At 41.4% G+C, this 13,869-nt stretch carries 9 protein-coding genes; 8 read left to right on the forward strand and 1 reads right to left on the reverse strand.

Annotation, left to right across the window (positions count from 1 at the left end; translation table 11 throughout):
* Nucleotides 1-1,221: 1,221 nt before the first annotated feature.
* On the forward strand, nucleotides 1,222-2,193 hold the full coding sequence (sds, locus tag IJ00_RS17655; protein ID WP_035155048.1) for a solanesyl diphosphate synthase: 972 nt from the start codon (nucleotides 1,222-1,224) through the stop codon (nucleotides 2,191-2,193).
* Nucleotides 2,194-2,453: 260 nt separating this feature from the next.
* Here sds and IJ00_RS17660 read toward each other — a convergent pair whose 3' ends face one another.
* Nucleotides 2,454-2,927, reverse strand: coding sequence for a hypothetical protein (locus tag IJ00_RS17660; RefSeq protein WP_035155050.1), 474 nt, complete (start codon nucleotides 2,925-2,927; stop codon nucleotides 2,454-2,456).
* Between the two features lie 205 nt (nucleotides 2,928-3,132).
* Here IJ00_RS17660 and hetZ point away from each other — a divergent pair, with 205 nt between their 5' ends.
* The 7 genes from hetZ (at nucleotide 3,133) to IJ00_RS17695 (ending at nucleotide 13,776) form a co-directional block, all read left to right on the forward strand.
* The gene (hetZ, locus tag IJ00_RS17665) at nucleotides 3,133-4,311 is read left to right on the forward strand and encodes a heterocyst differentiation protein HetZ (protein ID WP_035155052.1); all 1,179 of its coding nucleotides are present in this window, start codon (nucleotides 3,133-3,135) and stop codon (nucleotides 4,309-4,311) included.
* 4 nt (nucleotides 4,312-4,315) lie between these two features.
* The gene (locus IJ00_RS17670; protein ID WP_035155056.1) at nucleotides 4,316-5,284 is read left to right on the forward strand and encodes a hypothetical protein; all 969 of its coding nucleotides are present in this window, start codon (nucleotides 4,316-4,318) and stop codon (nucleotides 5,282-5,284) included.
* A 420-nt stretch (nucleotides 5,285-5,704) separates the two neighbouring features.
* Nucleotides 5,705-8,014: a DUF3488 and DUF4129 domain-containing transglutaminase family protein gene (locus IJ00_RS17675; RefSeq protein ID WP_035155057.1), complete on the forward strand. Its 2,310-nt coding sequence runs from the start codon at nucleotides 5,705-5,707 to the stop codon at nucleotides 8,012-8,014.
* An 857-nt stretch (nucleotides 8,015-8,871) separates the two neighbouring features.
* Complete coding sequence (locus IJ00_RS17680; protein WP_035155060.1) at nucleotides 8,872-9,933, forward strand: response regulator; 1,062 nt, start codon at nucleotides 8,872-8,874, stop codon at nucleotides 9,931-9,933.
* Between the two features lie 73 nt (nucleotides 9,934-10,006).
* Nucleotides 10,007-10,384: a PleD family two-component system response regulator gene (locus IJ00_RS17685; protein WP_035155062.1), complete on the forward strand. Its 378-nt coding sequence runs from the start codon at nucleotides 10,007-10,009 to the stop codon at nucleotides 10,382-10,384.
* A 6-nt stretch (nucleotides 10,385-10,390) separates the two neighbouring features.
* Complete coding sequence (locus IJ00_RS17690) at nucleotides 10,391-10,888, forward strand: chemotaxis protein CheW (RefSeq protein ID WP_035155064.1); 498 nt, start codon at nucleotides 10,391-10,393, stop codon at nucleotides 10,886-10,888.
* A 59-nt stretch (nucleotides 10,889-10,947) separates the two neighbouring features.
* Nucleotides 10,948-13,776, forward strand: a complete 2,829-nt coding sequence (locus tag IJ00_RS17695; RefSeq protein ID WP_035155067.1) for a methyl-accepting chemotaxis protein — start codon at nucleotides 10,948-10,950, stop codon at nucleotides 13,774-13,776.
* Nucleotides 13,777-13,869 lie beyond the last annotated feature (93 nt).

The following is a 13,869-nucleotide window of genomic DNA, read 5'->3' on the forward strand; positions in this document are numbered from 1 at the left end:
ATTCTTTTTTCACAGACTAAACGCTAGCAAAACAACTGTTCCCTATTCGGCAACAATCTATTGCTTGAGCAGTCTACCTCAGTCTGTTTATTTGATTGCTTCCTTATCTTCGGACAGAGCAGTCACAGCGATGAATTAGCACCGCAAAAATACAACAGCCTTCTCTCTAATTCTGAGGAAAGCTTACTGCCCTTGCCTCACCAAGTTAGCATAATTCGTACACATAGAGCCAAAGATATATTCTTTAGCTGTTATACGACAATATTATTTAGACTCCCAACCACGAATAAGCAAAAACACTTATTGATGATTTGCTACCATGGAATGAATATCTGAAAAATTTAATGTCCCTAGAATTTAGAGTAACACAACAACCTCAACTTTTAAGGTAAGTTTCCTGATAAATTCATTTTTTTTGGAAGCATTTTTGCTCGCTTTTTAGTCTTTTTACCTTACTGAAAAGAATAATGTGTCAGATGAAATTGAGCAGCCATAGACAGCCTCTGTAATATCTATTGTCACAATCACTGAGTACATTACTGATACAACATATGTGCTTGATATTAGTCATACATTTCCAGCCCCTAATGATTGGGCTTTGAACTGCAATCAGAGTATAAAAAGACGTTTTGTTATCTCAACTACTTAAGCGCATACAGGTATACTTTAATTTTTAAAATACTGAATAGTTGTTTCTAACATAATCTACAGTCAATAGCCGTCGTAGAATAGATTGCCTACACAGGATGGTTGTGATGAGCCTTAAGCTCTATAAGTCTTGTCTGCTATATGGTTTGGGAGACGGTGCTGGTTAAAAATATTAGTAAGATTTATTGAGAATAAAACCCACAGTTCTGAAAATTTGTCAACGATTGACTCCATTCTCAAGAGGGAAGTTGCCCTTTCAGCTTCCAGGAATCCTTGGGGTAGAAGACTTGTAGCCTCTAAAACCCATAAATTCAAGTTTACCAAGTCAACTTCTCCTTCTCACTCATGTTTGCCCATATGCCCAGACAAAATAAAAAGTTTCTTATTCTTCCAAAGACGAACCAAATAATTTCTGTATAACAACTCTTATCTTCAGCAGGCTGGAGATATGGAAGGGATTGCGTCCAATGCCTGAAATTTTCTTGAAGGAAAACTTTGCGCTGGCACATGGTTATTTTAAAATGGGTGTAGGATATGTAAACTTTCGTAACCTAAGCCAAAGCCCGCTAATCCATGACCCCAGCTACCTCCCTTTTTTCCCCTGTGGAAGCAGACCTGCAAATACTAGCAGATAATCTCAAACAGCTAGTTGGGAACCGCCATCCCATCCTCTATGCGGCAGCCGAGCATCTATTCGGGGCTGGGGGAAAACGTGTTCGACCGGCGATTGTTCTGCTGATATCGCGAGCGACGATGATTGATACAGATATTACTCTACGTCACCGTCGTCTAGCAGAAATTACGGAGATGATTCATACTGCTAGTCTGGTGCATGACGATGTAGTTGATGAATCGGAAGTTCGTCGTGGAGTACCCACAGTACATAGTTTGTTTGGTAATCGTATAGCAGTATTGGCTGGAGATTTTCTATTTGCTCAGTCTTCTTGGTACTTAGCAAATTTAGACAATTTAGAAGTTGTCAAATTGCTATCAGAAGTGATTATGGATTTAGCCGCAGGAGAGATTCAACAAGGGTTGAATCGCTTTGATACTAGTACATCCATAGAGACTTACTTGCAGAAAAGTTATTACAAGACGGCATCATTAATTGCCAACAGTGCAAAAGCTGCGGGCGTGATTAGTGATGTGTCGCGTGAAACAACGGAAAATCTTTACACTTATGGGCGAAATCTCGGTTTAGCCTTTCAAATTGTCGATGATATCTTAGACTTTACAAGCTCAACAGATACCTTGGGCAAGCCAGCTTTTTCTGACCTCAAAAGTGGTCATTTGACTGCACCAGTATTATTTGCTTTGGAAGAAAAGCCTTACTTAGAAATTCTGATAGATCGAGAATTTGCTCAGGAAGGAGATTTTGAGCAAGCGATGATCTTAATTCAAGATAGCCAAGGTATCCAGCGAGCCAGGGAACTTGCTGCCCATCATGCCAAATTAGCTGTGGAATACATAGCCGATTTACCCATATCAGAGTCCCGTCAAGCCTTAATCAACATGACTGATTATGTTCTCAGTCGCCTTTATTAGACTTGTCTTTTCAGGATTTAGATAAATCATTGGCAACAATTATCTATTGTTGCCTTGTGTCGGTTTATTGTTCTTCCCGACTTCAAAGACTGAAATATAATTAAGATTTGTGAATATTTATCTCCCTCATAGCAATAATGCCTAGTTGAGGGAAACAGTAGGAGGGAAGCAGGGAGATTTTTAGTTACTAGGAGAAAAACCCCAATCATCTCCCCATAACCCATACCTGTCTTTGTGATTGGTATACCTAATTTGACTGATTATGCAATATCTGGTGGAACTTGGCTCTCAAAAGGTTGTGGTTGTAGCTGCTGTTGAATAAAATTTTGCATATCGGTACGTTTGACTTCAACTGCGTTAGGATTTATGCCAGAAGTTTCAAAAAAAACTATACTATCTACGGGTTCTAATGCCAGCAGTTGGAATAGCAAATGAGTTACCAAGATTGGTACAGCTTGATATTGAGGGTCAAACCCACTACCAGAATCGGCAAAAGCATCTTGTAAGTTAGGAAAAGCGTATATTACTTGCTTTTCCACTTGTGAATACTGACGATCGCCGATTGTTGTCATCACCCATTCGCCATCTGGACTTTGCAGAATGTAGTATTGGGAATGACGTAAGGTCTGGGCGATCGCCAGTAAAACTGGAGCAATTGCTGTAACTAGTCTTGGTGTAATACCATCTTGGGGTGCATCTTTAATCAGCAATTGAATTTGTGCATTTAAATCCATAATCACCTGTAAACGGCTTCTTTGGTGTTGGCTATGACTGTGCGGGTAATGCAAATAATCTAACTAGATTTGGGAATAATGACGGAAGCCACATCCTCAAGGCACAATTAAATTAGGTTTAGCTTATACTCAAAACCTTACACCCATACCCATAGTCATACAGGTTGTCATTTCAGTATGTTAGGGTTCCCTTAAACACGAGACTATGAATTCAGCCGCAACCACAACAATTCAGGGAGAAAATTCTATCGGCGTGGAGGCGATATATCAATTCCTATTCCAAGAACTTCGACAATCAACCAAAGCATCAGAGCCAAATTGCCATGATGTGGCAATGCGAGTTGCCGCCGAAGTATACCGGATATGCAGTGAGAGTAAACGTATCCAAGCTTCCGGCTCCATAGAAAGTTCTGCCTTCAGCCTCGCCAAGCATCGGCTGCAACAGTGTCTCAAATATTACCAGCTAGGTTCTAATCGAGGCAGGGTGGAGTTACACAGTACCCTGAGTGCGATTATTTATCGCTATATCAACCCACCTCAAAGACAATTAAGTTATCAAGGGCGACTCACTGTCATTGAGGACTTCCTCCAAAGTTTTTATCTAGAAGCATTAAATGCTTTCCGGAGAGAAAACCAACTTACTTCTTCCTATCGTCCCCAAACGCTGTTAGAACTGTCCGAGTACATGGCATTCACCGAGCGCTATGGCAAGCGACGCATTCCCCTACCAGGAAGGCAACAACAGTTAATTATTCTGCGGGCACAAACTTTTTCTCAGCAGCAACCACCTGAAAACTGTGTAGACATTGAACAAGCGGCGGAAGGTAGTGGCAACGAAGGTGACGGTTCTTGGGAAGATCCGGCAGTACAACAGCTACGTAGTGCTATGGCAACCCAAGCGGAACCAGAACCCCAGGAAGACACCCTACGTTCTGTAGTCGTCACAGAGTTAATGAGTTATCTCGAAGAACGCCAGCAAAATGACTGTGCTGACTACTTTGCCCTACGTTTACAAGATTTATCGGCTCAAGAAATTGAGTCCATCCTGGGATTAACCCCCCGTCAGAGGGATTACTTACAACAACGTTTTAAGTACCATTTAATTCGGTTTGCTTTATTGCACCGTTGGGAATTAGTTCATGAATGGTTAGAAGCTGATTTACACACGAACCTGGGTTTAACACCCCAGCAGTGGCAAATTTATACAGAGAAACTTGACGAAAAACAAAGGTCTTTATTAGAACTAAAGCAACAGGGACATACCGACGAGAAAATAGCTAAAACCCTAGGCTTATCAATGGCACAGCTACAAAAACGGTGGTTTAAAATTCTTGAACAAGCCTGGGAAATTCGTAACTCTTTAGTATCCGGATCAGGTACATGAAGCCATGAATAGTGACTCAGAATCTTTACAACACCAACTACTTACCTGGTTGCTAGCAGATAATGCTAATACTGAGGGAAAAGACTTAGGTGAAAGTAAAGAAAATCACGAGGTCCAAAATCCAGAAGTCGCCAAATTGACCAGCGATTTTCAGCCGGAAACCAAACCTCTAACCTTTCAACTGGGAGAAATTCCTACTGTGCAAGAACGTTTTCAAGCCGTCCTCAAGCGCCGGTTACAAGTCCAAATTCAAAGTCAGCCACCGTTATTCCCTTGGGAGACTGAGTTTACAGACTATCCCGATTATCTAGACAGTCCCTCGGTGTCTTTAGTTCCCACTTGGGGTTGGGCTGCCCAACTTTCCCAAATGAATTTACCCATACCTCTACCAGAAAAAGTTTTTCAACAACTGTTAGAGAAATGTCAAGCTTTGGTAAATTCATCCTTACCACTGGGAGCAAAATTAGTCCAAGCTGTGGAAAGCTTTTTCCCAGAGGAAACCCAAGCAGTCAATGATGTGGCGGGTTTAGTTCTGCGGAGTCCCTCTCGTTCTGTGGCTGCATTAGAAATGCCAAGTTTAGATAGTGACTATGCTGACTTACAACCTCGGCAGCAAATGGCATTGTCATTGATAGCAGCAAAGCAACTGCTAGAAAATCTCACATTGTCTGTTTCAGCGACTAATCCCACCTTAGTTAGGGAATGGGTGACTGATACCGGTGTGGTCAAAATTCAAGTAGAATACCAAGCTCAGGGTAATTTTGGAACATTGCGTGTTCAGGGTGATTTACCTGTGGCTGGAGTGATGAAACTTCAAGGTAATCGTTCTGAGGTGGCAGCAGAGTCTTCCGATGTCGGTAGTTTGAGACTAGAGTTGTATCCTGTGCAATTACACCAAACATATACCTTGGCAGTGGAGTTAAAGAGCATTGATCAACAGCCATTGTTATTTGTGATTACACCGACGCTGTAATTGCAATCGCTAGTACTAGGAATATCTGTTAAGAAAAGCCTTGTTTATGAGATGAGTTTCATCCTGGGTTGGCACAAATTCTTTTTTTACAAAAGCAGTCATGAGAAGGGCACTTGAAACGGTGATTTTTCCGTAATCAGGTGTCTGTCGCGTCTACGGGAAGCTGTTATAAAGGAAATACTTGGGGGCGAAGTCGCTTTCCTTGAGAATAGGAAATTTTAGCTGGAGATTGGCGATTGGAGATGGCTCGCTAGCAAACAACAAATAGAAGTTTGCTGTGACGGGAATTTGTTAGAAGTAGCTAAATCTCAAATCTTCAGCTGGAAATTACTAGACTCGCATCGTGTTTGTCGCGTCTACATTACTTTGCTCATTTAACCCATGACTGCTTAATCATCAATAATGTTTTACTTTGCCAGGATGAATAAATTTTTGCGTCTACCTTGGGGTGAGAGATGGAAGCCAAATCTGCGCCAATCACCTGTGATAGAAACAGAAGAATCAATTCTCTTAAGGATACTAGTACTAGCCTTGGTAGTTGTGGGAGTTGTGGCGACAGATATTGCCGCACAGACAAGTTCTAGTTTTTGGGCAGTACCCTTAAGTTTAGTGGGTGCGGTGTGGAGCTACCATAGTCGCCACAGTTCTAATGTTCCCGTCAAGTTTTGTATCGCCATTGGGATGTTAATGGCACTGGGTGTTTTCTTGGGGCGATTACTAGGGGAACTAAATGATACTCGACTAGCTTTGGCACAGTTGTTAATCCAACTCCAGGTATTACACAGTTTTGATATGCCTCGGCGGAAGGATTTGGGGTATTCAATTCTGATTGGATTGATTTTGTTGGGTGTGGCAGCAACCCTGAGTCAAACTTTAGAGTTTGCGCCCCTGTTGCTGATATTTTTGGCGATCGCCATACCAACTCTAGTTCTAGATTACCGTTCTCGATTGGGTTTAACGGCAGTCAAGGGTAAGGGGGAAGAAAGCAAGGGGAAGAATTCTCCCATCAGATTGTTGCCTTCCTACTTCATTTTGTTTCCCCTAGTAGTAGTCCTTGGTCTAGGGATATTCGCGGTTTTACCTCGTTTTCCTAGCTACCAACTACGGACGTTTCCTGTGAGTGCGCCCATTAATATCCAGGGAGACTTTACTGGACGGACAATTGTCAATCCGGGTTATGTACGTCAGGGAAATCCCAATAATCCCGGTAATAGTGGCGTTAATCAAGGTAATGGGGGTACTAATCCTGGGGAACCTGGGAAAATAGATGATAGTTCCTATTACGGCTTCAGCAGCCAAATGAACCAGAACCTGCGGGGAGAAATGAAACCCAAAGAAGTGATGCGAGTGCGATCGCAATCAGAAGGGTTTTGGCGAGTTTTGGCTTTTGATAGATATACGGGTAAGGGTTGGGAGATTTCCCGCAATGAACAGGTAAAGACAGTTAAGCGCTCTCCTTGGTCTTACCAAATCTTCCTGGATTTACCTGGTACTATTGCTAAAACAAAAGAGATAATTCAGACTTACACCGTAGTTGCTGATTTACCTAACTTAGTTCCTGCTTTAGCAAGTCCCAAGGAAATTTACTTTCCCACCCCGATGTTAGCCATGGATACGGAAGGGGGATTGCGATCGCCAGTGGGGTTATCGGAGGGGATGACTTATAGCGTGATTTCCGAAGTTCCCTACCGCGATCGCACTCAACTAGGTACAGCACCAACCAAATACCCTAAGAGTATTCAGAAATATTATCTACAGATTCCAGAGGCGATCGCCGATAAAGTTCGCCAACGTACAGAAGAGATTTTGGCAAATTACAACCGAGAAAGGGTTGCCAAGTCAAATAAAGCTTTAACATCACCCTACGAAAAGGCTTTATACCTAGCTCAATACGTCAAGCAAAATTATCACATTCCTGAAAATCCCCTAGACTTACCCTATTTGGGCGAAAAAGATGACCTCGTGGATACCTTCCTCTTTAAGCAGAAAGGAGGTTATCCAGACCATTTTTCCACAGTCTTAACAGTAATGCTGCGTTCCATTGGCATTCCTGCACGCTTAGTCGCAGGTTTCGCATCGGGAGAGTTTAACCCCTTTACTGGAATGTATGTTGTCCGTAACACAGATGCTTACGTGATGACAGAAGTTTACTTTCCCAAATATGGCTGGTTTGCCTTTGACCCTATTCCCAATCATCCCCTAATTCCTCCCTCTGTGGAAGACATAGAGACATTTAGTGTCCTCCGGCAATTCTGGAATTGGGTGGCAGGATGGCTACCTTCACCCGTTGCTGGTTGGTTCAATTATGTGTTTGGAGCAATATTTAATGGGTTGGGTAAAATTATCACCTGGTTCTTGAAGCTATTTACCCAAGGATGGTTCGGTATTATCACCGTCTTTTTAGCCGCAACTACAGTAGCATTTATCGCTTGGCTGATATGGCAAGGATGGCGCGAATTATCTTACCGCCAGACTTTACGCAAATTACCAGCAATGGAAAAACTGTATCAACAGATGCTTCGGTGGGAAAGTACCAAGGGATTCCGCAAGCACTCGGCTCAAACTCCCCTAGAATACAGCAAAGCTGCCTATCAGCATCATACATCCGAGATTGCTGAGGTGATTGAGGAAATCTGCCAAGCTTATGTTAGCTGGCGATACGGTGATAACAAACCTGACATGGGTAGACTTCAGTATAGATGGCAGAAAGTCGTGCAAAAAAAATCCTGAGAGACGATTGCTCACAAGGAAGGATGAACCAATTACTCATAGTAACAACTAGGTTGCAAGAATTTTCGCGTTGAGTATAATCCTACTGGTTGAGTGAGCAACTGAATTTCTTCAACCTTGATCCATAATCTTTAACTCCCCCGCAAAGGAAACAGGAGTTACACAAAGACAGTATTTTTATAGTCATTGCCTTTACAAAACAACACAATGAAGGCGATGACTTTTTTCATGGCATCCATATCCCAATAGATTGCAGAAGCCGAAAAATAGTGTATGTCCCTCTCAACACAGCCTCAGCACAACGAAGTATAGTGAAAGACCTCAGTTGCTTGTATACAGTAATTCTAAACTCTTCTAGCACTACAGAGAGCGCTTCACCAGCTAACCTGATCGATGGATTATGTTATATAAATTACAAAACATCTGTATATTGTTGAGTACAAGTACTTATTAACAATGAAAAAATATCACATAATGACCTAACTATATTATACTTAAGTATGAATACTGAGTCATTACGGTTTAAATTAAATTCAAGCCGAGATAATTTTCCTTTCTATGGCTGATTTTTTACCTGATGATAAGTCCCTTGATGTAGTCTTTACTATTTTTTCATATTTAAGTGAAAAATGTTTGTTAACCTCTGTATTAGATAAGGAAGCAAGCTTCGGAGCATCTACAACGGCTGATATATTTATTTTGCAAGTTAGGGATTTCTTGTTGTCGTAGTTAGAAATGCTGCCACAGCAGATGTAAAGAATATTACAGATGTTTGGGTTATGTTTGTTGCATTTGTAGAATGACTTTAGCTGAATATATTGGCAAATGATCTAAATTAAAGTTACAAGCAAGATACAATGAGTAGAACTCCTATCAGTAGCTACAGGTTTTTTCAAAAGTTACATCCTCTATCCTTATTGGCACAACTAACAGGAAGACGCGCTACGGGCTGCCTACGTGTGTTTACTGATACGGTTACTTGGTCTATTTACATAGAAGAAGGAAAGCTCACCTATGCTTCATCTTCGGAGCAGCTATTTGAGCGTTTGGATGCTTGTCTTCGTCGTCTCAGTCAGCAAGTTTCCACATTGCACAATGCCAATATTTTACAGATGCGCTTAATGTATGAGCCGCGTCAAGAGCATGAATCCTTGGTTTATTCAGATTATCAAGCAATTTGCTGGCTCGTAAGTCAGGGATATATTAACCCTCCTCAAGCGGCAATATTAATTGATGAATTAGCAAAAGAAGTCATAGAATCTTTCTTGATTTTGAAAGAAGGCAGCTATGAATTCTATAGGGAAACACCCTTGGATGATTTACCAAAATTCTGTCGCTTAGATATTAGACTATTAGTTGAACACTGCCAAAATCAACTCAAGAATCGTCAGCAAAATAACGAGAATAATCAGATTCCCAATGTTGCGGGGATATCGACATCTCAGATAGGTTTGCCAAGTCCTCAGATAATTACAGAAGAGAGGCAAAAAGAAACACCTTTAGCAGCTTCTGATGGTGGAGCCGAAACAACAAGTAAAGCATCCCAGAGTCAAAGTTTATATACCGTAGCTTGCATAGATGATAGTCTAACAGTATTAAATTCCATTAGACATTTTTTGGATGAAAATACTTTCGATGTGGTTATGATTAATGACCCAGTTAAAGCATTAATGCAGATTCTCCGGAGTAAACCAGATTTAATTTTGTTAGATGTAGAAATGCCTAATCTGGACGGTTATGAGCTATGTTCACTATTGAGAAGGCATTCACATTTTAAACATACTCCTATTATTATGGTGACTGGCAGAACAGGATTTATTGATAGGGCGAAAGCCAAGATGGTAAGGTCTTCTGGTTATTTAACAAAGCCATTTACCCAATCAGAACTATTAAAAATGATATTTAAGCACGTTGAATAATAGTCTTGGTAATCATAAGATTATTAAGGTGATTGAATCGTAAATAAGTTCATTATCAAAGGAGATTTTAGGAGTGGATATAACTTTGGTAGGTACAATTTTAATCGTTGAAGATTCCCCTAGTGAGTTGGAATTAATGAGTCATTTTCTGGGAGAAAGTGACTATAAAGTTATCAAAGCCACTGGTGCAAAGGATGCTTTAGAGAAAATTCAGGAAAATCCTCCCGATGTTATTGTCACAGACGTTGTGATGCCTGGTATGAGTGGATTTGAGTTATGTCGCTCCTTGAAAAAGAATCCTGTAACCCAGGGAATACCTATCATTATTTGTAGCTCCAAGAATCAGGAAATCGACCGTTTGTGGGCAATGCGACAGGGAGCAGATGCATATATCACAAAGCCTTATACCAGAGAACAATTGCTGCGTGTCATAAAATCATTGACTATCTAAATAAAAATGAATACAGCAAACATCAACTTGGCAAGAGATACCGACGTAAATAATAGTGGAGATGGTTATCTCAAATTTAAGTTAAATTCACAAACTATGGCTGTTTTGTCAATGAAATCAACCCAAGAAGCCATGGTAATTCCGGTGGAAGCAGTGACAGCAATGCCAAATATGCCTCCTTGCATTTTGGGTTTGATGAATTGGCGTAGTCGGATAATTTGGACAATAGATTTGCCAAGGATGCTGAATTTAGAACCTTTAGATTTAAGGTTTAGGCAGTATAGTGTGATTATTGTGAGATATGAATCATTTTTATTAGGTTTAATAGTTCAAGAAATTCAGGGTACGGCTAAATTTATTCCTGAGGAAATTCGTTCTCCCCTAGGGCAGGTGACTGCAAGTTTAGTTCCCTATTTGCGGGGATGTATTGTACAGCAAAAAGATATTTGGCTTGTATTAGATGCCCAAGCTATCGTGCAATCATCTATTCTTTATGAAAATTAGGGTGTATTACTCAAAATCTCAAAAGCTTCCCATTCACTCATTCATGATAATCACCAGGTATGTTTAATCAAACAGATACTCCTCAAAGTAGTAATTTAGATAATGGCAAATCGCGGACTATACCTGGAAGCATTACTGAAAATCCAGGGAGTTTTGTTGACGATAAGACATTTGATGATAACAGTAACCTAAGTTTGCCGCAGCGCTTCACAAAAGCTTTCAAACGCTTAAGTTTAACCACAAAAGCCACTGTATTAGCGATCGCCATTGGTACGATACCTGTACTGGGAATCGGGATATTAGCCTATTCCTTAGCAAATAAATCGATGACAGCTAAGATTTCCCAAATTCAGCAAGCGGAAGCCCAGGGGTTAGCAGATAAAGTCAACCGTTTTATGGTTGAACGCTATGCAGATATTCAGACGTTAGCAAATTTACGTATATTAACTAACAATAAAGTTAAGTCAGCCATAACTAACACCGAGAAGCAAGAACAATTAGAACAATTTATCCAAAGTTATAAAGTATACGATAGTATTGCTGTCTTTGATTTGCAAGGCAATCCCATTTTGCAGACTCAGGGGGATACCTTAGGCAATCATAGCGATCGCGAATATTTTCAAGCTGCGAAAAATAGCAACCGCCCCTACATTAGTCAACCAGAAGTATCGAAATCTAGTCAAAATATCAGTATCTATCTAGCAGCACCTGTGAAGGATAGTGTGACAAGGGAAACTATTGCCATTGTGCGGGCAAGAATGCCAGTTCAATCTCTGGATGATATTGTAAAAAACTACGCCCAAAATCAGCAGGAATACCACTTAATCGATAGTAGGGGCAATTTTTTCCTGGCGACTGAGAAACAACAAATAGGTAGAAGTGCAATTCAAGATTTTCCTGGCTTGGATAACCTAGTCAAAGCCAAAAAAGAGGAAACTTTTGTCACTGTCGATAAAAGTGATGGCAAGAAGCAGCTAGTAAGTTATGTAGATCGGAAGTTAGATGGTTTACCCGATTTGCAGTGGCAGGTAATTCTTGCCAGGGATACAGACAATGCTTTTAGTGCTCAAAGTCAATTACTCTGGGCGATCGCCCTTGGAACCGGATTGACAACTATTAGCGTTGCCGCGATCGCTGCTTGGTTAGCCAGGAAAGCCACTCAACCGATTCTGAATGCGACTGCCGCAGTTGTCAAACTAGGTGAGGGCGAACTGAGTACGCGCATTGAATTAGATAGTGAAGATGAAATTGGCTTACTGAGTGAGAATATTAACCACATGGCACAGCAGTTACAGGTGCTGATTGCCGAACAAGAACAGGAAGCGGAACAAGTCAAATGTATTGCGGACATGACTTTACGGATTCGCCGCAGTTTACAGGCAGATGATATTTATCAAACCAGTGTTCGAGAAATCCGCACACTCCTGAAAACAGATAGAGTTATAGTTTACAAGCTTGATCCTGAAACTTGGGAAGGGGTTGTAGTTGCAGAATCCGTGAGTGTCAATTTCCCCAAAATTCTAGGAGCAGAAATTTATGATCCTTGCTTCCGGGAGAAACATCTAGAAGCATACCAAAATAAGCAAGTCAGAGCGATTAGCAATATCTACGAGGAGCATAATCTCAGCAACGCTGAATGTTATATCCAGATATTGGAACAATTTGCCGTCAAAGCAAATCTTGTCGCTCCAATTTTGTTCCGGGAGCAATTACTTGGATTACTCATTGCCCATCACTGCGACAGCCCCAGGATTTGGCAACCCTCAGAAATTGAAGTTTTCAAACAATTAGCGATTCAAATCGGTTACGCCATTGAACAAGCAAAACTGCTCGAAGAGGTGGAAGCAGCCAGACAAATTGCCGAAAAATCCTCCGTAGACGAGCGACAGCAAAAAGAAGCCCTGCAAATGCAGTTACTGGAACTTCTGAGCAACGTTGAGGGAGCAGCCAGTGGTGATTTAACTGTACGTGCGGATGTCACAACCGGGGAAATTGGTACGGTAGCTGACTTCTTCAACTCCATTGTGGAGAGTTTGCGAGATATTGTCACCCAAGTCAAATTTACTGCCACCCAGGTAAACCAAGCTGTGGGTAGTAACAGTGAAGCCATTCGCCAGCTAGCAGAAACAGCCCTCAACCAAGCAAATGAAATTAACTACACCTTGGATGCTGTCGAGCAAATGAGCAAATCCATGACAGCGATCGCCCATAATGCCGAACAAGCAGCTGAGGTAGCTCGTAATGCCAGTACAACTGCAAACCAAAGCGGACAGGCAATGGATTTAACTGTACAAAATATCGTCCATTTGCGATCGACAGTTGGGGAAACAGCCAAAAAAGTCAAACGTCTCGGTGAATCTACGCAACAAATTTCCCGTGTTGTCGCCCTGATTAACCAAATTTCCATGCAGACTAACTTACTGGCAATTAATGCCGGGATTGAAGCTGCCCGCGCCGGGGAAGAAGGACAAGGTTTTGCAGTTGTTGCTGAAGAAGTGGGAGAATTAGCTGCAAGAAGTGCGGCAGCAACCAAAGAAATTGAACAAATCGTAGAAAACATCCAACGGGAAACCACCGATGTGGTACAAGCCATGGAAGTGGGAGTTGCCCAGGTAGTCGAAGGTACAAGAATTGTGGAAGATGCTAAATCGAGCTTGAGCCAAATCTTAGATGTATCTCGACAAATTGATGACTTAGTGCAGTCGATCTCCTTAGCCACCAACCAAGGTGTAGAAACATCCCAGATAGTTAGTAAATTGATGCAACAAATTGCCGAAAATTCCCAGTACACCAGCGCATCTTCCCACCAGGTTTCCGAATCCTTACAGGAAACTGTGGATATTTCCCGGCAATTACAAGATGTTGTGGGCACATTTAAGGTGAGTTAGTTGTTGCTTTATCAGTTGTGATTGGCGATATCGCAATTGCTGACATAGGTGGGGAAATTAATTCATTCAAATGCTCCACCACAAGCTTTGGCA

The sequence above is a fragment of the Calothrix sp. 336/3 genome (assembly GCF_000734895.2).
In the GTDB taxonomy this organism is placed as follows: domain Bacteria; phylum Cyanobacteriota; class Cyanobacteriia; order Cyanobacteriales; family Nostocaceae; genus 336-3.

What these genes read in the sequence shown, in the direction of transcription:
- sds (WP_035155048.1), top strand. Translation starts at nt 1,222, where the DNA reads ATGACCCCAGCTACCTCCCTTTTTTCCCCTGTGGAAGCAGACCTGCAA.
- IJ00_RS17660 (WP_035155050.1), bottom strand. Translation starts at nt 2,927, where the DNA reads ATGGATTTAAATGCACAAATTCAATTGCTGATTAAAGATGCACCCCAA.
- hetZ (WP_035155052.1), top strand. Translation starts at nt 3,133, where the DNA reads ATGAATTCAGCCGCAACCACAACAATTCAGGGAGAAAATTCTATCGGC.
- IJ00_RS17670 (WP_035155056.1), top strand. Translation starts at nt 4,316, where the DNA reads ATGAATAGTGACTCAGAATCTTTACAACACCAACTACTTACCTGGTTG.
- IJ00_RS17675 (WP_035155057.1), top strand. Translation starts at nt 5,705, where the DNA reads ATGAATAAATTTTTGCGTCTACCTTGGGGTGAGAGATGGAAGCCAAAT.
- IJ00_RS17680 (WP_035155060.1), top strand. Translation starts at nt 8,872, where the DNA reads ATGAGTAGAACTCCTATCAGTAGCTACAGGTTTTTTCAAAAGTTACAT.
- IJ00_RS17690 (WP_035155064.1), top strand. Translation starts at nt 10,391, where the DNA reads ATGAATACAGCAAACATCAACTTGGCAAGAGATACCGACGTAAATAAT.
- IJ00_RS17695 (WP_035155067.1), top strand. Translation starts at nt 10,948, where the DNA reads ATGTTTAATCAAACAGATACTCCTCAAAGTAGTAATTTAGATAATGGC.